The sequence below is a fragment of the Porphyromonas sp. C0026D3 genome (assembly GCF_056590775.1).
The window spans coordinates 184,987-206,130 of record NZ_JBWPWU010000003.1; the positions used below are offsets into that span (position 1 = coordinate 184,987).

Here is a 21,144-nt window from a genome sequence, read left to right on the forward strand (position 1 = left end):
ACCTTTAGTAGTTTTTTTGTATTTATGAAGCGTTTGATCTCTCTAGCTGTACTTGCTCTCTTTTCGCTGGTATCGGCATCGGCTCGGCAGTCTGAGCCCTCTTGGCTCAGGTATCCTGCGATCAGTCCGGATGGCCGTGACATTGCCTTTTCTTACCGTGGGGATATCTACACGGTGCCTGTGGCCGGCGGAAAGGCTACCCAGATAACCTCCAACCGTGCCTATGAAAAGGCCCCCATCTGGAGTCCGGATGGCTCCAAGATTGCTTTTGCCTCGGACCGAGACGGCTGCAACTTCAACGTATATGTCACCGCCCGAGAGGGAGGAGAGGCACGACGGATCAGCTATGTCAATAGCAAGAACCAGGTGCCGGTGGCTTTTTATGACAACGATCACCTGCTCTATACGGCCAATATCCGACCGGCTGCCAATATGGGGATCTTCCCGTACGGCTCGTTTGAGCAACTGTATGTGCAGTCGGTAGAGGGCGGACGTCCGCGTATCTTTTCTGCCGTCACGATGCAGGAGCCCTCGCTTGGACAGGATGGGCGAATACTCTTCACGGACGTGAAAGGGTACGAGGATCCTTATCGGAAGCACCATACTTCTCCGATCGCACGTGATATATGGATGTGGACCCCGGGCGATGGGGGCGGATCGTACCGAAAGGTGACTACCTTCAAGGGAGAGGACCGTAATGCGGTATGGCTGCCGGGGCAGACGTCCTTTTTGTACACCAGCGAGCAGGATGGGACTTTCAATGTCTACCGTGCCGCTGCGGAGGGTGGTCCGGTAGAGCAACTGACTCACTTCAAGAAGCACCCGGTGCGTTCGCTGAGCGTGGATAGGATGGGCAATGCCACCTTTTCGTGGAATGGCAAGATCTACTACCTCCCACAGGGCGGTACCCCTCGACAAGTACCCGTACAGATAGTGGCTGACTACAACACAGCACCGGTGGAGTACCAGACATACACGGGCGGATTTGGGTCAGCGGACATCTCACCCAACGAGCAGGAGATGGCCTTTGTCGTACGTGGGGAGGTCTTTGTGACCAGTATTGAGTACAATACCACTCGCAGGATCACCAATACTCCCAGTCAGGAGCGTGATGTCTCCTTCGCTCCCGATGGACGCCGGCTGGTCTATGCCGCTGAAAGAGATGGCAGCTGGAACTTGTATATGACCGAATTGGTGCGGAAGGACGAGAAACTCTTTACCTACGCGACCGAACTGAAAGAGCGTCAGCTGACCAATGATGTCGCACCCTCTCAGCAACCTGTCTTCAGCCCGGATGGCAAGAAAATCGCCTTTTTGCGCGATAGGACGGCACTCTATGTCCTGGACTTGGAGAAGGGAACAGAGTATGAGGTGATGAACAAGGTATTCAACTACTCCTACTCGGATGGCGACCAGCACTTCGCCTGGAGCCCGGACTCAAGATGGCTCCTCTCCAACTACATTGGCGTAGGTGGATGGAACAACACCGACGTCGCACTGGTCAAGGCTGATGGGTCCGGCGAGATCATCAACCTGACAGAAAGCGGGTATTCGGATAGCGGAGCCGACTTCGTCCTGGGCGGAAAAGCGGTGGCTTTTTACTCCGATCGTCGGGGCTATCGTAGCCATGGCAGCTGGGGATCACAGTCGGACATCTTTTTGATGTTCCTAGATCAAGAAGCTTACGACCAATACAACCTTGATGCTGAGGAGCGTGAGATCCTGCTGGCAGACAAGGGTGAGGATGAGGCTAAGTCCGGTGATGATAAGACGGAGGACCAGGTCAAACCGCTTACTTTTGAGCTAAAAAATCGCATATATCGCACTCAGCCCGTGACGCGTACGACCGGGTATCAAGGCGGATTTGCCATGGACAAAAAAGGCGAAAAACTCTACTATCTTGCCCTTTTTGATGGCGTGACCAGCCTCTACGCACTCGACCTCGTCAAGGGGGATACAGAGTTGCTCGTCCCTAATACCGGTATGGGTACGCTCAAGCTGGGCAAGGACGACAAAACACTCTACCTCATGAGCTACAATGGCGCAAAAAAGATTGAGGGCAACTCCGTGACACCTATCACCTGCGCCGCTGAGGTGGAGAATAATCGCCCCGAGGAGCGGGCATACATCTACGACCATGTCGTCAAGCAAGTGGCGAATAAGTTTTATGACGAAAACCTCCACGGAGTGGACTGGGAGGGCTATGCCAAAAACTATGCTTCGTTCCTCCCCGAGGTGTCGAATAACTACGACTTTGCCGACTTACTCAGTGAGCTACTCGGCGAACTCAATGCCTCTCATACCGGAGCCAGGTACAGAAAGTCGGCCGAGCGTCCGACCGGTAGCCTCGGACTCTTCTATGATGATGAGTACAGTGGTCCCGGTGTGCGGATCTTGGAGGTGATGACTGCCGGCCCTATGGATCGTGCGCAGAGCATAGCCAAGCCCGGCGTGGTGATCCTCAAGGTCAACGATCGGGAGATTACCCCGGACAAGCCTATCGAGTATTACCTCAACGGCCATGCCGACGAGCGACTCCGGCTGACGATGCGAGACACCGATGGCAAGGTGGTGGAGGAGTCCGTGAGGTCCATCTCCCTTGCTGAGGAGGGAGAGCTACTCTACGAGCGATGGATCGCACAGCGTGCCGAGATGGTGCGTGAGTGGAGTGGCGGTCGTATTGCCTATGTCCACGTGCAGGACATGGACTCCCGCTCCTACCGGACGGTCTTTAGGGATCTGCTGGGTAAGTATCGCAATTGCGATGCTGTCGTCGTGGATACCCGCTTCAATGGTGGCGGGTGGTTGCACAACGACCTGGCTATCCTGCTCAGTGGCCGAGAGTATGCTCGATTTGTGCCACGCGGACAGTACATTGGCAGTGAGCCTTTCATGCAGTGGCACAAGCCATCTGTCATGCTCATCTCCGAGGGAAACTACTCCGATGCTCACGGTAGCCCCTGGACCTACAAGGAGCTGGGGATCGGCAAGCTGGTGGGGGCACCCGTAGCCGGAACCATGACCGCCGTGTGGTGGGAGACACAGGTGGATCCCTCGCTGGTCTTTGGTGTCCCACAAGTGACGGTCAAGGATCTCAGGGGCAATACCTTGGAAAACACCACTCTGCACCCCGATATCGAGGTCTACAATACTCCGGAGCAAAATCTCCAAAACTACGATGCTCAGCTCAAAGCGGCTGTCGACGAGCTACTGCGACAAGTCAAAAGCAACAACGCACAGTGAGCATGAAAGTCAGCGAATTACTTCGTTTCTTTGAGTCCAAAGTCCCCCCTCTCCTCCAAGAAGGGTACGACAACTCCGGACTCCAAGTCGGTGACACCGATCAAGAGCTGACCGGGGTACTGGTGGCGGTGGATGTCTCCGAGGCGGTGCTGAAAGAGGCACTCAGTGTGGGCGCAAACCTTGTGATCACGCACCATCCGATCCTCTTTCATGCGCTCAAAAAGATCACCCCACGGAGCTATGTCGAGCGGTGTGTCGCCTATGCGCTCAAGCACGATCTAGTCCTCTATGCCGCACATACCAACCTCGACAACTCCCCTATCGGGCTCAACCACTATTGGGCGCACAAAATGGGGCTGCAGTCCTGCCGAGCACTCTTGCCACTCTCGGACTACCACTACAAGCTCACCACCTACCTGCCGGTAGGTGATGCAGACCGCTTGCGGACCGCCTTTCGGGACGCACAGCTGGGGCAGCAGGGCGACTACACGGGGTGCTCCTTTAGTACCGATGGGGTGGGGCGCTTCTGCCCCGGAGAGCAGGCGCATCCTCATGTGGGCAAGCCCCACGAGTGGCATGCCGAGCGCGAGGAGATGGTCTCCATACTTCTACGCCGGGATCAGCTGACACTTGCCCGAGAGGTCATCGCTGCCACACACCCCTACGAGGAGCCGGCAGTCGACCTCTACCCACTTCGCTATCGGGATCCGCTCATTGGTGCCGGCATCATCGGCACTTTGCCCACCCCGATTCCCTTTGGAGAGTTCATGGAGCGCCTCAAATCCTGGCAACCCATCCGGAATGTCGCACACAGCAAGATCCTCAGAGATCCTATCCAGAAAGTGGCCTATTGTGGTGGCTCCGGAGCCTTCCTGATCCGCGAAGCAGCCGGACAGGGAGCTGATCTATTCATCACCGGAGAGGCCAAGTACAACGACTTTTGGGATGCACAGGACTTGGTGACACTTGCGACAATCGGCCACTACGAGAGCGAGCAACTCTCCGTACAGCTCCTGACCGACATTTTGTCGGAGAAAAAAGGTACCTTTGTGCTTCACAAGGCAAACTCCTGTGAAAACCCCATTCATTACGTCAAGTGACATATGGCTAAGAAAAAAGAAGAGACACCTAGAGAGGTAAGCGTAGAAGAGCGCCTCAAGGCCCTCTACAAACTCCAGACTGTAGCATCTCAGATCGACCGTATCCGCACTATCCGTGGCGAGCTGCCACTAGAGGTGCAGGAGCTAGAGGATGAGCTGGAGGGACGGCATACTCGCTACACCAAGTACGAGGAGGAGATCAAGCGTCTCGAGGCTAAAAATAAGCAAAACGAAGAGGACGCACGTGTCGCCCAGCAAGCGATTGAGCGATTTTCCGAGCAACTCAACTCCGTGCGAAACAATCGTGAGTACGACCTCCTGACCAAGGAAGTAGAGTTTCAGCACCTGCAAATAGAGGGGTACGAAAAGAGCACTGCCACCAACAAGGAGCGCATCGCCAATATCCAAGAAGAGATGAAGACCCTTGCCGAAGAGACGGCAGAGCGTCAAAAAGACCTCGAGCACAAGCACGAGGAGCTCGATCAGATCATCTCCGAGACCAAGCAGGACGAGGAGCGACTCCGACTGGAGGCACGTGACCTGGAGGCCCTCATTGATGAGCGACTGCTCGCCGCATTCAACCGGACCCGAAAAAGCTCCCGAAACGGACTCGCCGTCGTGTCCATTGACCGTGACGCCTGCATGGGGTGCTTCAACAAGATACCGCCCCAAAGGATGCTCGATGTACAAGCACACAAAAAGATCATCGTATGTGAGTACTGTGGTCGGGTGCTGGTAGATCCGGAGCTCGCTGAGGAGGTCCGTCAGGAGGTAAAAGCAGACTGACACTCCCCGCCCACCCCATACCCTAGGTCCACCGTGGACCATGAAGTGGGGATTGGGAATTGGGTATTGGGTATTGTATCGATGAGTAATAAGGACGACGGAAGGACCGCCTAAATTGGCTGGTACTCCGTCGTCTTTTTTTTTGAACCTATGGCACTTTCCCAACCCGACAAAAACGACAGAATCATACTCGGACTCAGTGGCGGGGCAGACTCTGTGGCCCTCCTCGACAGACTGTGCCGGCAGGGCTACTCAGTCATTGCCGCACATGTCAATTTTCACCTCAGAGGCAGTGAGAGTGATCGAGACGAAGCCTTCGTCCGAGAGCTGATAGCCGATCGCTATCCCACGGTCCAGCTGGAGGTCTACCACGAGGACACCATCCGCTATGCCGAGCGAGAGCACCTATCTATAGAGATGGCCGCACGAGAGATCCGCTACCGCTGGCTGGAGCGACTGCGAGAGCACTACAGAGCTGCATATATAGCTGTCGCACACCACGCTGATGACCAGGTCGAGACGATATTGCTCAACCTCGCACGTGGAACCGGAGGTGAGGGCCTCATCGGCATGCAGGAGTACAACGGGTACATCTGGCGGCCACTCCTCACCACCACACGAGCCGAGATCCTCGACTACCTGCACCGCCATAACCTCCCCTACGTAGAGGACTCCACCAACTCCGACACACGCATCAAGCGCAACTACATCCGACATGATCTGATCCGAGCCTTTGAGAAGCTAAATCCCGCCTTCCGAAAAAGTCTCCTCCGCAGTCGAGAGATCTATGCCGAGGAGCAAGCGGTCATCAGCGACGCTGTACTGGACTTCCGAGACCGCTATCTCGATCCCAAGACACACAGCATAGCCCTCAACGATCTGCCTCCCCACGCCGGGCTCTACCTCTACCGCCTCCTGAGCCCCCATGGCTTCTCGAGACGTCAGATCGACCAACTCATCTCCTCACCGGACGAGAGTGGTGCAAGGTTTCAGGGGCACTTTTTACTCGAGAGGTTCAGACGGAGAGCCTACATCTGTCAGCCCCAGCAATTGTACGAGCGTCCTCTTTCGGAGCGAGAGGTTGACCTCCCCGGGGTCGGCACAGTGAGCGTGGTCCGAGAGGGGCGACTACGGATCTCAGATGCCTATGCCCCCGAGACCCTATTGCTACGCAGTGCCCAACCGGAGGACCACTTTCGGCCACTCGGCATGAAGCAGGGGCGCAAAAATGTCTTTGAGTACCTCAAGGAGCAAGGCATCCCCCCCTACTATCGCCCCTACTGCCCTGTACTGGTGAGCCATTCCGGGAAAATCTTGGCCGTCCCACCACTTCGGGTGTCGGAGGAGGTACGTATCGGGGCGGGCTGTGGTGCTTGGGAGCTCGACTTCCGCCCCGCACCGGGTAGTCCTATCGGTGAGCTCCTCAGCCCCAAAAGCGGTTGTTGAGTACCCCTCCCCCCACTCATCTCCGCGGTTGTAAAAAGGTGTGGCAACTTTCCGTCCATTTTTCCACCTCGAGAGCCCCCCAAAAAAAGCGCAAAAAGAGGCATTTTGGGGGCCAAAAAAGCCACCTTTTGGTGGCGTTGATAATCAAATAGTTATAGCGGACCTCGAGTTTCACGGATAGAAGCGAAAGTTTTCACGGATAGGAGCAAACCTTTTCACGGATAGAAGCGATCGCTTAGACGGATAGAAAAAAATATTGATCCGGGATGTGCCCAAAAACAGGTCTTGGCGTAGCGTGCTTTTTGGACACCCGATGGGTCTCTTTTTGCTTGAGAATAGGGTAGGTGAGACCCCTCTTGCACATTTGTACTAAGTGTGCTGAGAACTTGCATGAGTAGCGACAAACCGGTCGCTACTCGTGTGACAACAGACTCTCCCTTGGGTCAGTGGAGGGAACTGGACACTCCCTCGCAAGTAAATGAGCGTGTGCTCAGTGTTTTTTGCCGGAGAGTGCGTTGTAGATAGCGATGAGGATGACGGCACCGACCGTTGCCACAGTCAGTCGTCCCCACACTCCGCCGTTGGACTCGAGTCCGATGAGCCCAAAGGCCCAGCCTCCAACTGCACTGCCAACCAGTCCCAGTAGAGTATTCCATAGACAACCTTTGGCTCCGCCCGGCATGATTGCGGAGGCTATCAGTCCGGCTATTAGTCCGATGATGAGTGATCCTATTAGTTCTGCCATAGTTGATTTAGTTTGTTTGATTGGTGAAAAATGAAAAGTGAACGGCACCGTAGTGGCGCAGCTCTAAGAATCCGGTTGCCTTGCTTAGGTCAACCGTTTTGGGGTGCTCGACCACCAGCAGGCCCTTTTCGCTCAGTAGCCCTGAGGTGAGGATCAGTCCGGGTAGGAGGGTCAGCTCTGTGGTCATGGCGTAGGGTGGGTCGGCAAATATGAGGTCGTATTTGTCCGTATGTCCGTTGCTTTTGAGCCACTTCATCGCATCCATCTGCGTGACTTTGTAGGCGGGGTCTTGGAGGGTGGTGGCTACTTTTTTGATGAATGCCCAGTGTTGGCGGTCTTTCTCGATGGCGAGGACACTTTTTGCTCCACGAGACAGCATCTCCAGCCCAATGCTCCCTGTCCCGGCAAAGAGGTCCAAGCAGTCGCAGTCGCTCCAGTCCACTTGGTTGTCCAGAATATTGAAGAGGGCTTCCTTGGCGAGATCCGTGGTGGGTCGAGCCTTGAAGTTTTTGGGGACTTGGAAGCGTAGCTTGCCGTACTTTCCTGCGATTATGCGCATATTAGTCTGAACTGTAGGAGTGGGGGTAGCTCCGGTGGTAGAGCCGGTCGTTTGGCACCCAGTGCGGCGTAGTCGTTGAGCGTGAGGTGTGCGATGGAGTCGGTGAGTAGATCTCTGAGACTCTTGAGCATATCGAGATTTTCGCCAAAGAGTGCGAGGTGATCCGATGCCCCTATGAGTCCAAAGTGTCTCCAGGCTGCAGATATGTAGTAGAGTGCGTCGACTTCGTTTTGGATGCGGTAGCGATTGGCGAGCTCCAGCCGATCATCTCGGTAGTGGATGAGGTCTATGGTCGTGGAGTGGAGGACTGCCACAAGTGTGGGCTGTGGGTTGCGTCGGCTATGGGTGGCTACGCAGGAGAGCAGTGGGGCTATAGGGTGTCGGTAGGTCTGGAGCGAAAAGGAACGCTCGCAAAACTCATGGATCATGCGCGGAATGGAGTAGATGATGCCATACTGCTGATCGGGAAGCAGACTCTTTAGGACGTGGGTCTCCTCGTCTTTGTCGCCCAGCCAAACGGAGGAGGGAATCCCCTGGCCCAAAAAACTCTGTGGCACGATGCAGTACTTGCCTCCGTAGTCTATGTACAGAGTGGTGTCGGTGTAGGGTTGCGACAGCTCCGGCCGCTCAAAAAAATGGGTGGATACGGACTGTGGCGTGCCGTCGGTGTCGATGCAGAGAGAGGACACTAGGTGCCCATCGGTCACATCCTCCACGGCGAGATAGATCTTGTCGTTGGTGAAGAGGACGTGTGCTCGACTTGGGGCTGGATGCGCGTTGGACATGTCGGTCAAGAGAGGGGGATGGCGAAGTGGTAAAAAAAGCACCACCCGTGCTTCGTCCCCGAAGGGGCGTGCAGAGGTGGTGCCTAGGTCTGTTTTTGGGGGTGTATCCCCATCGGGAGAGTGCTTACTCCCAGTTGCCTGCGTAGTTGTTGACTTCGGTCAGGGAGCCCACCTTGAGTCCGGGGTAGCGTCCCAGTTGCTCTTGCTTGTCGATCAGGTTGCCCAGCTCACGCTTGTCGAGGTCACCGAGGTAGGCGGTGTAGGGTACTTTGGCCTCAAACACCTTGATGTCGTAGCCGGATCCGGTGATGACACTCGCGGTATCCATCTGGAACTCCACCCCACTCAGCGTGGGTACGTAGCCAAACTTGCTGAGGTCATAGCCTTTTGGGAAGAGGGTCTCGGCAGGGTTGGCCTCAAGCGTGTCGCGACGGAATGAGACACGCACCCCGTTTTCGATACGAGAGAGTCCCTTTTCCTCGGCTTCTTTCCACTTGCCGGTAGCCTCGGCTTTTTTGACGATGTTGACAGCCTCCTTTTCGGTCATGCCGTCCTCGAGTTGCTTCTCGGTCAGCTCCAACTGCTTGCGGACTGTCTTGACCTTACCGTTGGCAAGCCAATCACGGAGAGTGTCGATCGAGGGAGTGTGTACCAGGTACTCCTGCTTGTACGCTATCTGGGCGGTACGTACGTCCATCAGCGCCTGAATGATCTCGGCGTCACGGGCTTCTTTTGTGCGGGCAAAGGAGATCGATCCACGAATGCTGGCGATGCACGCATACCCAAGTCCAATAATGACGAGGACCAAAACAATCTTTAAAACATTCTTCATACGGGGATTATACTTGTTATTTTATGCTTTCAAATCAGGTGAGCAGACCAAAATGTGGTATCTTGGTCCACCGTTGCTACAAAGTTAGTAAACTTTGGCCAAACTACGTATCTTTGGACATCCAAAATCACTGCTAAGGTAAGATAAAAATGCCAATTGAGCAAAAAATCCTCAACTATTTCCCTTTTACGCCTACCGAGTCGCAGTTTCGAGTGATGGCGCAGCTGGAGGAGTTTTTGGGCTACAGTGCGCCACATGCTTTTTTCGTGCTGCGTGGCTATGCCGGTACGGGAAAGAGTACGCTGGTGGGGGCTTTTGCACGGATGGTGGCGACAAGTGGGGTGAAGGTGTGTCTGCTGGCCCCTACCGGTAGGGCGGCAAAGGTGCTACAAGCCTACTGCGGTCTGCCGGCGAGTACGATCCACCGAGCCATATATCGGGAGCGTGTGGTGGGGGGGATGGAGTCGATGTATGAGCTGGGCTACAATAAGGAGCGAGAGGGGATCCTCTACGTCGTGGATGAGGCATCGATGATCAGTAATGTCCCGGATGGGCCGACTACTTTTGGGTCGGGCTGTCTGCTAGATGATTTGCTGGAGTACTGCTGCAACACCCCAAGCTCCAAGGTCCTTTTTGTGGGTGATGATGCCCAGCTGCCACCTATAGGGACGGAGCTCAGTCCTGCGTTGAACGAAGCTTATCTGGGGGGGTATGGGTACCCGGTTTTTTCGGGTGCACTGACGGATATCGTCCGCCAGGAGTCGGCCGGAGATATCGTCCTGACTAGCTATGAGCTGCGCACCGTGATCCTCAATCTCGCCAATCACCACCCTTGGACGGAGCCCCTACTGAGTATGCCGAGAGAGGGTGGCGAGATCACCATCATCAACGGTCGGGACCTGCCGGAGTATGTGGAGGACTCTTTTGCCAAAGTGGGGGAGGAAGAGACGGTGGTGGTGACGCGCTCCAATAGGGATGCAGAGGAGTTCAATCGAGGAATACGGCATCGAACGCTCTACTATGACGAGGAGGTCTTGCCCGGTGAGCAGGTAATGGTAGTGCGCAACAACTACCTACACGTGCCAACCGATGCGGACGGGAAGCCGATCAGTGGCTTCGTGGCCAATGGGGAGCTCCTGCGAGTCATTAGGAGCCGTGGTGAGAAAAAGCTGTATGGCTTTACGTTTCGTGACGTAGAGCTGGAGGACTCGGAGGGGGGCATAGTGGAGGGTAAGGTGATGCTGGACAGCCTCTACTCCGGTACTGCCTCGCTGACCCCGGAGCGGCGTCAAGAGCTATTTGACGCTGTCTCGAAGGACTATCCAGAGTGTACCTCTCGGCAGTCTCTCTTTCGGAAGCTACGGAAGGACCCTTACCTCAATGCCCTCCAGATCAAGTATGGCTACGCTATGACCGTACACAAGGCTCAGGGTGGACAGTGGAAGCATGTTTACCTGAGCTTTGGGTACTTGACACCGGAGATGATCGATCTGTCGTTTTGTCGCTGGCTCTACACCGCCATCACCAGGGCGTCGGAGCATCTGTACATCATCAATCCGCCTACTTTTATTTTTGGAGCTCCGGTTGAGTCCCTCTGAATCGTAAGATCCTAGCCGCATTGAATACCGCCAGCAGTGTCACACCGACGTCTGCGATAATCGCCAAAGTGAGGCTGGCATAGCCGATGGTGGCCAGTACCATGACGACGACCTTGAAACTGAGCGAAAAGACGATGTTTTCGATCACGATCGTATTGGTCTTTTTGGCAATGTCCAGCGCATTGACCAGTGCGTAGGGATCATCGCCTTGGATCACTATGTCGGCGGCCTCTATGGTTGCATCGCTACCGAGCCCTCCCATGGCTATCCCGACCGGGGCCATGTTCATCACCGGTGCGTCATTTAGTCCATCACCGACATATGCCACGGTGTGCTCTTGCATGATGGCACGGGCTTCGCGCACTTTGTCATGGGGGAGTAGTCCACCTTTGGCTTCGTCCAGCCCGAGCTCCTTTGCCACATGGGTCGCTACATCCTCCTTGTCTCCGGACAGCATTACGATGGGCTTGATGCCGCGCTTGTGCAGCTCCGTGACAGTGGCATGGCTGGTAGGCTTGATGGCATCGGAAAGGGTGATCGTGGCGGCAAGCTGACCGGATCGACTAAAGTAGAGGACGGTCTTTCCGGGGTATGAGGTAAGGTCCGGGATGGGTATACCGTTTTCTTCCATCAGGGTTAGGTTGCCTAGGCAGAGCGTCTCATCACCGTACTTGGCGACCATTCCACGTCCGGCCAGCTCTTGCAGGTCACGGAGCTCAACCGTGGAGGCCTGTGCCAAGCTCTTGACGACAGCTTGTGCTACGGGGTGGTTGCTGTGTTGCTCCATGCTCTTGACCAGTCGTGCGGTGTCGTCGTGGTCGTTTGTGCCGCATACTGAGAGCTCTACGTGCTCAAAGGTCCCCTCGGTGAGGGTGCCGGTCTTGTCGAAAATGACACCGGTGATTCGGCGCAGAGCTTCGAGGTAGATGGCGCCTTTGAATAGCAAGCCGTTGCGAGAGGCGGCTCCCAGACCACTAAAGTAGCTGAGAGGTACACTGATCACCAGGGCGCACGGGCAGGAGGTGACCAAAAAGACCAGACCTCTGTACAGCTGTTGGTCAAAGTCGTATGCCGCTCCCTGAAATAGGTAGGGGATAGCTATGATGAGGAGTGCCAGGCTAAACACAATCGGAGTATAAACTCGGGCAAAGCGACGTATGAATAGTTCGGTTTTGGGCTTTTCTTGTGCTGCCTCTTCGCTCATTTTCATGATGCGCGACAGGGTACTCTCGCCATAGGGTTTGGTGACCTCTATTCGGAAGGCTCCCATTCGGCTGACACTGCCGGCCAGGATCTCATCGCCTACGTTTTTGGTCACGGGCATGCTCTCACCGGTAAGTGCCGAGAGGTCTAGCTCGTGAGGTTGATCGCCAAGTAGTTTGCCATCCAGAGGCACGATGTCACCGGTCTGAACCAAAACAATGGAGCCCACCGGCACCTCTTCGGTCTTCATCTCCTTGTAGTCCGTCCCTGTCCATACACGGATGGTGTCGGACCGGCTGTCGATCAGCGAGGTGATACTCTTGCGTGTACTCTCAACGGCTTTGCCCTCAAAGATCTCTCCCAGTGCGTACAAGCACATCAGCATTACGGCCTCCTTGTAGTCTCTAATATAAAAGGCCCCCATGCCGGCTATGAACATCAGGGTACACTCGTTGAAAAAGGTGTCTCCTCGTGTGATCTCGACGGCTTCGACCAGCACCGGCAGTCCGACCGGCAAAAACGAAAGTAGGTACCCGGCCAACCGTATCCATGAATCGTCGGCCCATATACCCTGCATGTCCAGCACAATGCAGACAGCCATGAGTATGAGGGATAGTGCCATCCTCCGCACGGTATGTGTCGATTCACCATGTTCATGTTCATGTTCATGTCCATGTTCATGTTCATGTTCATGTTCATGTCCGTGCTCATGTCCGTGCTCATGATGCTTGTGCTTGTGTTCGTTGTGGTGCTCATGATGCCCGTTTGTACAGGGTTCATTGTGCGAGTTTTCGGTTTGCGTCTTTATTGGTTGGTTGGCTGTCATGGTGTTTTGGGTCCTAAAAGGTTACTTGTGATGGTCGCATCCACAGCCACACTTGTGGTCATGGCAGTGCTGATCATGATTGTGCTCATGCTCATGCTCATGATCGTGGCAGCAACATCCTTCGTGGTGGGGGATCAGTCGCTTGTAGTCTGCTTCGGTGGGCTTGCTCACCTCGGCGACGTGCCCTATGAAGTGGAGTGCCTCACCCGCCAGGTCGTGGTTGAAGTCCATCTCCACATTGTGCTCATTCACCTTCACGACCCTTCCCTCCAGCTTTTGTCCATCGGCTGTGATCATGGGGATCCAAGCGTCCTCTACGACCAGTTCGTCGTCAAAAGCTCCATCCACAAAAAACACGTTTTTGTCCAGCGTGACCAGTAGATCATCGCGGCGAGGACCGTAGGCGTCCTGCGGAGCCAGTGTGAAGTCGAACGCCTCACCGGCACTCTTTCCTACCAGTTGCGCCTCAAATGCCGGCAACATTAGGCCGGCTCCAAAGATGAATTCCAGTGGTGCCTCTTCGGTTGTTTCTTCCACAAAGTCTTCGTCATCCGTGCCGCTTCCACAGTAGAGCTTGTATTGGAGTTTTACTAGTGCGTCGTTATTGATTCTCATGATGTTTACAACTGTTTTTTTTTGAATAATATCTTGTGTGTACAGTCTCCTCTCCCCTCAGAGTGTCGTCAGGACTTCATCTATCGGCTTCCGGACCTTTGGCCCCGGGACCGTATCCGCTGTAGCGTAGCCCAGTGCCAGTATGGATATGGGGGTCTGCTTGCCCATCTCGAGGCCAAAAAGCTCCGCACATCTCGGGCGATCAAAGGCACAAATCCAGACACTGCCCACCCCTAGCTCCCAAGCTTGGAGCTGCATGTAGGCTGTGGCGATAGCCGAGTCGATCAGGAGTGCGGTGTCCTGCCCGTCCTTGAATCTCCAGGCCTCGGCATCTTCACCGACCACGAGGATGAGCTCCGATGCGTTGCGTAGCCACTCCGGCTTGTAGCAGGAGTAGATCTTTTGGCGTGCTTCCTCACTTTTGAGGGCGAAAAAGTGCCATGGCTGAGCATTTTTGGCAGAGGGGGCCAGCCGTCCGGCCTCAAGGATAGTCCGCAGTGTCTCCTCGGGGATAGCTCGAGTGGGGTCAAATGAGCGGACGCTGTGCCGCTCCCGTATCAGCTCAGAGAGTTTGTTGGGCAGTGCGTCGAGAGCTTGCATTGTCAAAAAGGAGGTAAAAAAGAAGGGTGATCACCAGTGCGTAGCCGGCAAAAACAAACCAAGCATTTGGATAGCCAAAATACCGGACGATGTACCCGGCGGCATAGGAGCCGATGAAGGAGCCAAAGCCATTGGTCATCATCAGGAAAAGCCCCTGTGCCGAGCTCCGTAGTCGTGGCTCGACTTGCTTGTCCACGTAGAGTGAGCCGGAGATGTTGAAAAAGTCAAAGGCAACTCCATAAACCAGCATAGAGAGGAGCAGCAGCCAGACCCCGTCGCCCGGGTTGCCCAGCCCCAAAAAACCAAAGCGCAACACCCAAGCGACAAAACTGATGAGCATGACCACCTTGATCCCGTACCGTTTGAGGAAAAAGGGGATCAATAGGATGCAGACAGCCTCGGATATTTGGCTGAGCGATATGAGGGTGCCGGAGTATTGGACCCCAAAAGTATGGGCATACTGCGGGTCGTTCCCAAAGTGGTTGGTCAGGTAGTCGTTGGCAAAGCCGTTAGTGATCTGTAGGCAGATACCGAGTCCCATGCAAAACAAAAAGAAAATGGCCATCTGCCGATCCTTGAAGAGCCCAAAGGCCTCCAGCCCGAGACGTTCCTTGAGGCTCTTTTTGCCGGTAGAGGCTACTCCGGCCTTGGCAGTTGCGGGGAACGTGAACATGTACAGTGCCAGGGCAAACGACAGGCCTGCCGATACGTACAGCTGCTCAGGACCACCCTTGTACCCCATCATGTCCACAAAGATCATGGCGATGATGAAGCCAATCGTCCCAAAAACCCGGATGGGTGGAAAGTGGCGCACCGTGTCCAGTCCACTTTGACCCAGGATGGTGTAGGCGACCGAGTTGGTGAGGCCAAGTGTCGGCATATAGAAGCAGACACTCAGCAGGATACAGCCATAGAGTGCCTCGTATGTAGTCTGCTGTGCCGCCAGGATCATGGAGAGTCCGGCCAGTAGGTGACACAGGCTGGTCAGGCGTACCTCATGGATCCACTTGTCGGCAATGATGCCAAAGAGTGCCGGCGTAAAAAGGCTGGCGATCCCCATCGTCGCAAAGAAGCTACCGATCTGTATTGGGGTAAACTGTAGGGTGTCACTGCCTAGGTAGGCTCCGAGAGAGATCAGCCACGCACCCCAGACGGCGTACTCCAGGAAGTTCATGACCACGAGCCGTAGTTTGGTCAATAGTTTGTCGTTCGTGTTCATATCGTATTGTGTTGTGTTTTTGCAGGTTGGCATTCGGTCGGTCGGGACATTACCTCACACCTCCTTGGCAGAAGTCGCTGTGGTTGATTTCGTCCAATACCTTGCGCAGTCGCTCCTTATTGGTTGCTTGCATCGGCACCAGTGGCAGGCGGAGTACGTCCGGCATTACCCCCAGCTCAGCGAGTGTGCCCTTGATTCCTACCGGATTGCCATCCACAAAGAGGAGAGGGTATAGCTCCTTGAAGAGGTGGTGGAGACGCAGTGCGTCTCTATAGTGCTCCTCCCCTATCAGGTGTACCATTTGACCAAATAGGGTGGGGTAGGCGTTTCCGAGTACGGAGATCACCCCATCCGCTCCCATCGACATGAGCGGGAAGGTAATGGTGTCATCTCCGCTGAGGACAAAGAACCCCTTCGGACGGCGCTTCACGATCAGGTCGATCTGGGAGACGATACCGCTGGCCTCCTTTATCCCGATGATGTTGGGGCAGTCGTTGGCCAGCCTCAGCGTCGTGTCCGGCAACATGTTGACAGAGGTGCGTGCCGGGACGTTGTAGAGCACGATGGGCAGCGGAGAGGCCTCCGAGATTTCACGGAAGTGCCGGTACAGCCCCTCTTGAGAGGGTTTGTTGTAGTAGGGGCATACGACGAGGGCCGCATCCACCCCCTCACAAGGCATTGTCTGCAGTCGCTCGATGGCACGGATGGTGCCGTTGTGGCAGATCCCCACCACGATCGGTACGCGACCGGCGTTTACCCTCACCACAGTCCGGATGATCTCATCTTGCTCGGCGGTGCTGAGCGTAGGTGTCTCCGCAGTTGTGCCCAGTGGTACCAAAAAGTCCACCCCGGCCTCGAGTTGGCGCTCTACCAGGGCCTCGAGGGCTGGATAGTCCACCGACTTGTCTTCGTGAAACGGAGTGATCAGCGCTGTGCCGAGCCCCCGAAGGTATAGTCTGTCGCAGTTCATGATATATTTGGAGAAAAGGGATACTACTTTTTTCTACCACAAACTTAGATATAAATCTCGGTATTTGCACTCAATTATTCAACGCTCTCGCTATTTTCTCTCCTCCTCTACCTCTACTAGAGTAGTGGGCACCGAGTGTGTGGCTATCCGGAGGCAAAATCATCCACGTGTGAGCTACAGCTACAGCACCAAACGGACATCGTCCGCCACTCCATCCCGCACGACAAGGACATACCCACCGTGTTTTTTTGCGGATATACACCGCGAATTATTAGAGTTACTCCCTCACACACTTTTTCCTTCTATCCGTCTAAGCGATTTCTTCTATCCGTGAAAAGTTTTGCTTCTATCCGTGAAACCGATCGCTTCTATCCGTGAAACTCGACGTGCCTTGTAAGTATTTGATTGTCAGCGTCTCCAGAAAGGGGCGTTTTTTGACTCCAAAAATCGCCTTTTTTGTTTTTAGGGAGAGGCTTTTGGTTGGAGGAAAGTTCCGGATTTTGTTGATCAGTTTTTCGATCTCGCCAAGGACTATCCCCTGATCTGTCGGGGGAAGGGGAGAGATATTTGTCTACTGTTTCCGAGCATTCCGAATATTCTTTCTACCTTTGTAGGGTAGGGGGCTGTCAGCTATCCTACGTTGGAATAGTCATTATTAGATCTGTCGTATATGTTGAATGTTGTGACCTGGACAGTGGATCCCATCCTATTGGACTTCAAGGGGATCACCATCGGATGGTATGGCGTTTTTTTCGCTGTGGGCTTGGTGTTGCTTGGTCCGGCCATCATGGACAAGATGTGGCGTCGTGAGCAGCTGCCGGAGCAGTGGCTGACCTCTCTTTTTTACTACGTGGTCATTGCCACCGTGGTGGGTGCTCGGCTGGGTCACTGTCTCTTTTATCAGCCGGAGTACTACCTTGCTCGCCCGGTTGAGATTCTCAAGGTCTGGGAGGGCGGACTGGCCAGCCATGGGGGTGTGCTGGGGATCATTATTGCGGTGTACTTTTACTCTCGTCGTGTGACCCATAGGAGTATGCTTTGGACGTTTGATCGTCTGTGTGTGCCGACCGGGTTGGTGGCGGGTATGATCCGCATGGGCAACCTCATGAATCACGAGATCTATGGGCATACAACCGATCACCCTTGGGCGTTTCGCTTTATTGACAACATTGCTGCCTGGCGTGCCGGTGCCGCTCCGGTCTTTACGGCTCCGTCTCACCCCACTCAGATCTACGAGGGGCTCTGCTACTTTGCGATTTTTGGGCTCTGCATGTGGCTCTACTGGCGCACGAGTGCCCGAAAGCATATTGGACTGATCTTTGGGGTATTCATGACTCTGACCTTTGTGGCAAGGTTTTTGATCGAGTTTCTCAAAAATGCCCAGGTGCCTTTTGAGGAGTCAATGGCACTCAATATGGGGCAGTTGCTCAGTATTCCCTTGATTGTCTTGGGGTTGTTGTCCATAGGGTACAGCTTGGTGAGCACCAAGCCGGCCGATGGGCGAATCCTCTGAGGGGTCACCGTGAGGTGTGGTGGCATGAGTGAGATGAGGCGGTATCTGATTGGTCTCTTGGTTGGGCTCTCGGTCGTTGCCGGACGTGTCGTTTGGGCGACGGAGAGCCGATGCGGGGTAGTCGTCCCCGACTCGCTTCCCCTCCTCGTGCAGGAGGATAGTGTCAATAGGAGATTGCTGGAGGATCTGCAGTGGCGTCTGGATGAGATGAATAGCCGGCGCCTCGACGACTCGATCGCTCGTGTCGCACTGGAGCGACGTCTGGCGGAGCTGCGGACGGTGGACAATATCGAGAAGTCCGAGATCCTGGCGGAGCTACGGCAGATCCACGAGAAGGAGCGACTGGGGCTGCAGGAACGCAAGCAGTACCTCGACTCACTAAAGAATGTGACGCAGGGCTACCCGATCTATGGGGTCCTCAACGACACCATCGCCCTCATCTATACACGCATAGGATCCTATTCGGCGGCCGAGCGCGCCAAGCTAGTCACACGGAGAGTGCAGGCACTGTACGAGCAGGATTTTTCGCACTCAGACAGCCTTACGCTCGACTTTTCCAACGGATATACGGACATCCTCCACGGAGATCAGATCCTGATGACCGTCTCCGACAATGACGCTCTACTCTACGACTACACTGCCCCGGAGTATGCCGAGGTGGTGCGTCGAGCCATCCAGGCATCGCTACTAAAGGCTGCCGAAGAAAATGGACTGAAAAACACCGCCAAGCGTGTGGCGATCGTCCTACTCTACATCGCTATAATGGGAGTGGTGATCAAGCTGATATCCCTTTTCTTCCGCTGGCTGAGGCTAAAGGTGGCGGAGGGTCGTGACCACTGGTTTAGGGACCTCAAGTACAAGGACTACACCTTCATCACCGTGGCTCAGGAGGCGATGCTTGTCACCAAGGTGCTCACCGCACTCCAGTGGCTGATCATTGCCCTGCTATTCGTCTTTGTCGTCCCGACCCTCTTTAGCTTTTTCCCGTTTACTCGAGGGTGGTCGGCGGAGCTGTACGACACACTGTGGCGACCGGTCAAGAATATCCTATTGGCCATGTGGCACTATCTGCCGAACCTGATCAATATCATTGTCATCGTCCTAGTCATCCGCTATGCGGTCAAGCTGGTTCGCTATATTTTTAGTGAGATTGAGCAAAACAAGCTCCAGATCCCCGGCTTTCACCCAGACTTTGCCCGGCCTACCTACGTGATTGTCCGGTCCTTGCTGATCGTCTTTGCGATCATACTGATCTTCCCCTTTTTGCCGGGAGCGGGATCCGAGGCATTCAATGGCGTGTCGGTCTTTTTGGGTCTGCTGGTCTCTATCGGCTCCTCCAGTGCTATTGCCAATATGATCGCAGGTGTGGTGATCACCTATATGAGACCCTTCAAGGTGGGTGATCGGATCAAGATCGATGGCATCGTGGGCGACGTCACGGAGAAGTCCATGCTCGTGACCAAGATCCGCCAAATCACCAATGAGGAGGTAACCATCCCCAACTCCAAGGTGCTCAACAGCAGTACGATCAACTACAGTGCGTTGGTCGAGACTAAGGGACTTATCTTGTCGGTGGAGGCGAGCTTTGGCTTCGAGATTCCGTGGCGCTTGGTGGAGGAGATACTGCTGGAGGCGATCGGACGATGCTCGGATATCCTACCGGCTCCCAAGCCCTTTGTTTTGCAGTGTGAGTTTAGAGACTACGATGTCGTCTACACGGTCAATGGCTATACTGTGGAGGCCAATAGGCAGGCCGGGATCTACTCCCAGATCCGAGCACACATACAGGATGTCTGTCGTGAGCGTCACGTGGAGCTGTTGTCGCCGCACTACCACAGTGTGCGTGACGGTAATCCACTGACCGTGCCACCGGAGTACGTCCAGGCGGAAAAAACAGCAGAGCGTGCCGTCCCCAAAGTGCGTGGCGAGTAAGCCTTGATGCGCTTACAGACCACACTTTAGCTCTCGGTCGATCACTTTGATCACGTTGTAGATGGCGTAGATATCCGACTCGTGTACCGTGAAGTCGGCAAAATCGGGGTTGAGCGAGTGCAGGGTGAAGGTCCGTTGCTCGCAGTCCTGCTTGATCACGCGCTTCACGATGATCCCTTGGTCCCGGGTGACGAATATGAAGTAGAGCCACGTGTGGATATGTAGCCCCTCCCACCAGTAGTCCCGGCTGACCTTGCGCGCCAGTACCTGATCCCCATCGGCCAACCCCATCAGGGTGCCATCGTCCATGGATATGCCGTATACGGTGAATATACGGTACTCCCCACTGTGTATGCGGTCGACGGGTACGTTGAGGATCCTTAGGTCCTCTGCCGGTACCGGGTCGCCATACCCTGTCAGCCTACCGGCCACTGCCGGTGCATCGACCACCGGGATGGACATCATTGCTTCGGGCAAAAAGGGCTTGGCATTGGCTTCGGGGTATTGCTCGCCGGCCAAAGTGGCCATGATCTGATCGGTGTCTGCCTCTTGCCCGATCGGTAGAGGCTCAATCTCGATCGGTTCTTTCCCGAGTAGCAACCACTCCATACGGTATTTCGGAAACGCCTTTTGGAGTTGTTGGAGCGTAGAGGTCTGCGGACGACTAAGTCCTCGGATGATGCGGTGGGTGGCGGAGGGATCCAGGCCGATAGTGACGGCCAAGCTCCGATAGTCGAGCCCCTCCCGCTCCATCACTTGGCGGATACGTTGCCAGCGACAAGCGTGCTCAGGACGTGGACGCCAAGCATCTGCCAGCAACATCTCCCCTGTGCCGTTTAGCAACCATTCTCGGGAAAAAGTCTCGGGGAAAAGCGATGCATACTTCTCGACCAACTCTGTGCTCATATAGGGTGAGGCGGGTGCAAATATGGCCCGAAGGGTCATCGGATTGACCTCCATCAGTAGAGCGAGGTCCGAGTACGACAGATCCGGACTACGCTCTTGGAGGTAGCTCAGACTACTCCGGAGTCGTTGCTTCAACTCCTGCTTGGTGTGTTTGGTGGCTGCCGTCATTTGTGATCGCGCATCGGTGCGTCCGTAAAGATAGTGATATTTCGCACGCTTCACAAACTATACGAGGGCGTACCACAGGCCTAGGCCGAGTACACCCT

The 21,144-nt window shown here is 55.0% G+C and carries 17 protein-coding genes; 7 read left to right on the top strand and 10 right to left on the bottom strand.

Going from position 1 to position 21,144, the window contains the following annotated elements:
* The first annotated feature begins 24 nt into the window (after nucleotides 1–24).
* The 4 genes from AC1EK1_RS03700 to tilS all read left to right on the top strand — a co-directional run bounded on the left by AC1EK1_RS03700 (nucleotide 25) and on the right by tilS (nucleotide 6,575).
* Complete coding sequence (locus AC1EK1_RS03700; RefSeq protein WP_480305792.1) at nucleotides 25–3,243, top strand: S41 family peptidase; 3,219 nt, start codon at nucleotides 25–27, stop codon at nucleotides 3,241–3,243.
* A gap of 2 nt (nucleotides 3,244–3,245) precedes the next feature.
* Nucleotides 3,246–4,343 carry a Nif3-like dinuclear metal center hexameric protein gene (locus AC1EK1_RS03705; protein WP_480305793.1) on the top strand — a complete coding sequence of 366 codons (1,098 nt, stop codon included), beginning with the start codon at nucleotides 3,246–3,248 and terminating at the stop codon, nucleotides 4,341–4,343.
* A 3-nt stretch (nucleotides 4,344–4,346) separates the two neighbouring features.
* Nucleotides 4,347–5,129 (top strand): zinc ribbon domain-containing protein, encoded by a 783-nt coding sequence (locus AC1EK1_RS03710; protein ID WP_480305795.1) that lies wholly within the window; start codon nucleotides 4,347–4,349, stop codon nucleotides 5,127–5,129.
* 150 nt (nucleotides 5,130–5,279) lie between these two features.
* Nucleotides 5,280–6,575, top strand: coding sequence for a tRNA lysidine(34) synthetase TilS (gene tilS, locus AC1EK1_RS03715; protein ID WP_480305797.1), 1,296 nt, complete (start codon nucleotides 5,280–5,282; stop codon nucleotides 6,573–6,575).
* Between the two features lie 490 nt (nucleotides 6,576–7,065).
* Here tilS and AC1EK1_RS03720 read toward each other — a convergent pair whose 3' ends face one another.
* The 4 genes from AC1EK1_RS03720 to AC1EK1_RS03735 all read right to left on the bottom strand — a co-directional run bounded on the left by AC1EK1_RS03720 (nucleotide 7,066) and on the right by AC1EK1_RS03735 (nucleotide 9,496).
* Nucleotides 7,066–7,320: a GlsB/YeaQ/YmgE family stress response membrane protein gene (locus tag AC1EK1_RS03720; protein WP_480305798.1), complete on the bottom strand. Its 255-nt coding sequence runs from the start codon at nucleotides 7,318–7,320 to the stop codon at nucleotides 7,066–7,068.
* Nucleotides 7,321–7,327: 7 nt separating this feature from the next.
* Nucleotides 7,328–7,879: a 16S rRNA (guanine(966)-N(2))-methyltransferase RsmD gene (rsmD, locus tag AC1EK1_RS03725; RefSeq protein WP_480305800.1), complete on the bottom strand. Its 552-nt coding sequence runs from the start codon at nucleotides 7,877–7,879 to the stop codon at nucleotides 7,328–7,330.
* The gene (locus AC1EK1_RS03730) at nucleotides 7,870–8,664 is read right to left on the bottom strand and encodes a DUF3822 family protein (RefSeq protein WP_480305801.1); all 795 of its coding nucleotides are present in this window, start codon (nucleotides 8,662–8,664) and stop codon (nucleotides 7,870–7,872) included. Before AC1EK1_RS03730 ends, rsmD begins: the two co-directional genes overlap by 10 nt.
* 124 nt (nucleotides 8,665–8,788) lie before the next feature.
* Nucleotides 8,789–9,496 carry a hypothetical protein gene (locus AC1EK1_RS03735; protein ID WP_480305802.1) on the bottom strand — a complete coding sequence of 236 codons (708 nt, stop codon included), beginning with the start codon at nucleotides 9,494–9,496 and terminating at the stop codon, nucleotides 8,789–8,791.
* A 149-nt stretch (nucleotides 9,497–9,645) separates the two neighbouring features.
* Here AC1EK1_RS03735 and AC1EK1_RS03740 point away from each other — a divergent pair, with 149 nt between their 5' ends.
* On the top strand, nucleotides 9,646–11,094 hold the full coding sequence (locus tag AC1EK1_RS03740) for an ATP-dependent DNA helicase (RefSeq protein ID WP_480305803.1): 1,449 nt from the start codon (nucleotides 9,646–9,648) through the stop codon (nucleotides 11,092–11,094).
* On the opposite strand, the gene AC1EK1_RS03745 is transcribed toward AC1EK1_RS03740, so the two are convergent.
* From AC1EK1_RS03745 to dapA, 5 genes are all read right to left on the bottom strand, one after another.
* On the bottom strand, nucleotides 11,063–12,919 hold the full coding sequence (locus tag AC1EK1_RS03745) for a heavy metal translocating P-type ATPase (protein ID WP_480305804.1): 1,857 nt from the start codon (nucleotides 12,917–12,919) through the stop codon (nucleotides 11,063–11,065). The genes AC1EK1_RS03740 and AC1EK1_RS03745 overlap by 32 nt on opposite strands.
* Before the next feature lie 225 nt (nucleotides 12,920–13,144).
* Nucleotides 13,145–13,738 (bottom strand): FKBP-type peptidyl-prolyl cis-trans isomerase, encoded by a 594-nt coding sequence (locus AC1EK1_RS03750; protein WP_480305805.1) that lies wholly within the window; start codon nucleotides 13,736–13,738, stop codon nucleotides 13,145–13,147.
* Nucleotides 13,739–13,795: 57 nt separating this feature from the next.
* On the bottom strand, nucleotides 13,796–14,338 hold the full coding sequence (locus tag AC1EK1_RS03755) for a nitroreductase family protein (RefSeq protein WP_480305807.1): 543 nt from the start codon (nucleotides 14,336–14,338) through the stop codon (nucleotides 13,796–13,798).
* Entirely contained in the window at nucleotides 14,301–15,557 is a 1,257-nt protein-coding gene (locus AC1EK1_RS03760; RefSeq protein WP_480305809.1) for an MFS transporter, read from the bottom strand. Before AC1EK1_RS03760 ends, AC1EK1_RS03755 begins: the two co-directional genes overlap by 38 nt.
* 49 nt (nucleotides 15,558–15,606) lie before the next feature.
* Entirely contained in the window at nucleotides 15,607–16,527 is a 921-nt protein-coding gene (gene dapA, locus AC1EK1_RS03765; protein ID WP_480305811.1) for a 4-hydroxy-tetrahydrodipicolinate synthase, read from the bottom strand.
* Between the two features lie 670 nt (nucleotides 16,528–17,197).
* On the opposite strand from dapA, the gene lgt reads away from it, so the two are divergent.
* On the top strand, nucleotides 17,198–18,040 hold the full coding sequence (gene lgt / locus AC1EK1_RS03770) for a prolipoprotein diacylglyceryl transferase (RefSeq protein ID WP_480305812.1): 843 nt from the start codon (nucleotides 17,198–17,200) through the stop codon (nucleotides 18,038–18,040).
* A gap of 33 nt (nucleotides 18,041–18,073) precedes the next feature.
* Entirely contained in the window at nucleotides 18,074–19,972 is a 1,899-nt protein-coding gene (locus AC1EK1_RS03775) for a mechanosensitive ion channel family protein (protein WP_480307240.1), read from the top strand.
* Between the two features lie 12 nt (nucleotides 19,973–19,984).
* Here the strand turns inward: AC1EK1_RS03775 and AC1EK1_RS03780 are convergent, their stop codons facing one another.
* The gene (locus tag AC1EK1_RS03780; protein WP_480307241.1) at nucleotides 19,985–21,046 is read right to left on the bottom strand and encodes a LexA family transcriptional regulator; all 1,062 of its coding nucleotides are present in this window, start codon (nucleotides 21,044–21,046) and stop codon (nucleotides 19,985–19,987) included.
* Between the last annotated feature and the right edge of the window lie 98 nt (nucleotides 21,047–21,144).

Coding starts and splice junctions, on each gene's coding strand:
- AC1EK1_RS03700 (WP_480305792.1), top strand. CDS start 25: ATGAAGCGTTTGATCTCTCTAGCTGTACTTGCTCTCTTTTCGCTGGTA.
- AC1EK1_RS03705 (WP_480305793.1), top strand. CDS start 3,246: ATGAAAGTCAGCGAATTACTTCGTTTCTTTGAGTCCAAAGTCCCCCCT.
- AC1EK1_RS03710 (WP_480305795.1), top strand. CDS start 4,347: ATGGCTAAGAAAAAAGAAGAGACACCTAGAGAGGTAAGCGTAGAAGAG.
- tilS (WP_480305797.1), top strand. CDS start 5,280: ATGGCACTTTCCCAACCCGACAAAAACGACAGAATCATACTCGGACTC.
- AC1EK1_RS03720 (WP_480305798.1), bottom strand. CDS start 7,320: ATGGCAGAACTAATAGGATCACTCATCATCGGACTAATAGCCGGACTG.
- rsmD (WP_480305800.1), bottom strand. CDS start 7,879: ATGCGCATAATCGCAGGAAAGTACGGCAAGCTACGCTTCCAAGTCCCC.
- AC1EK1_RS03730 (WP_480305801.1), bottom strand. CDS start 8,664: ATGTCCAACGCGCATCCAGCCCCAAGTCGAGCACACGTCCTCTTCACC.
- AC1EK1_RS03735 (WP_480305802.1), bottom strand. CDS start 9,496: ATGAAGAATGTTTTAAAGATTGTTTTGGTCCTCGTCATTATTGGACTT.
- AC1EK1_RS03740 (WP_480305803.1), top strand. CDS start 9,646: ATGCCAATTGAGCAAAAAATCCTCAACTATTTCCCTTTTACGCCTACC.
- AC1EK1_RS03745 (WP_480305804.1), bottom strand. CDS start 12,919: ATGGCACTATCCCTCATACTCATGGCTGTCTGCATTGTGCTGGACATG.
- AC1EK1_RS03750 (WP_480305805.1), bottom strand. CDS start 13,738: ATGAGAATCAATAACGACGCACTAGTAAAACTCCAATACAAGCTCTAC.
- AC1EK1_RS03755 (WP_480305807.1), bottom strand. CDS start 14,338: ATGCAAGCTCTCGACGCACTGCCCAACAAACTCTCTGAGCTGATACGG.
- AC1EK1_RS03760 (WP_480305809.1), bottom strand. CDS start 15,557: ATGAACACGAACGACAAACTATTGACCAAACTACGGCTCGTGGTCATG.
- dapA (WP_480305811.1), bottom strand. CDS start 16,527: ATGAACTGCGACAGACTATACCTTCGGGGGCTCGGCACAGCGCTGATC.
- lgt (WP_480305812.1), top strand. CDS start 17,198: ATGTTGAATGTTGTGACCTGGACAGTGGATCCCATCCTATTGGACTTC.
- AC1EK1_RS03775 (WP_480307240.1), top strand. CDS start 18,074: ATGAGGCGGTATCTGATTGGTCTCTTGGTTGGGCTCTCGGTCGTTGCC.
- AC1EK1_RS03780 (WP_480307241.1), bottom strand. CDS start 21,046: ATGACGGCAGCCACCAAACACACCAAGCAGGAGTTGAAGCAACGACTC.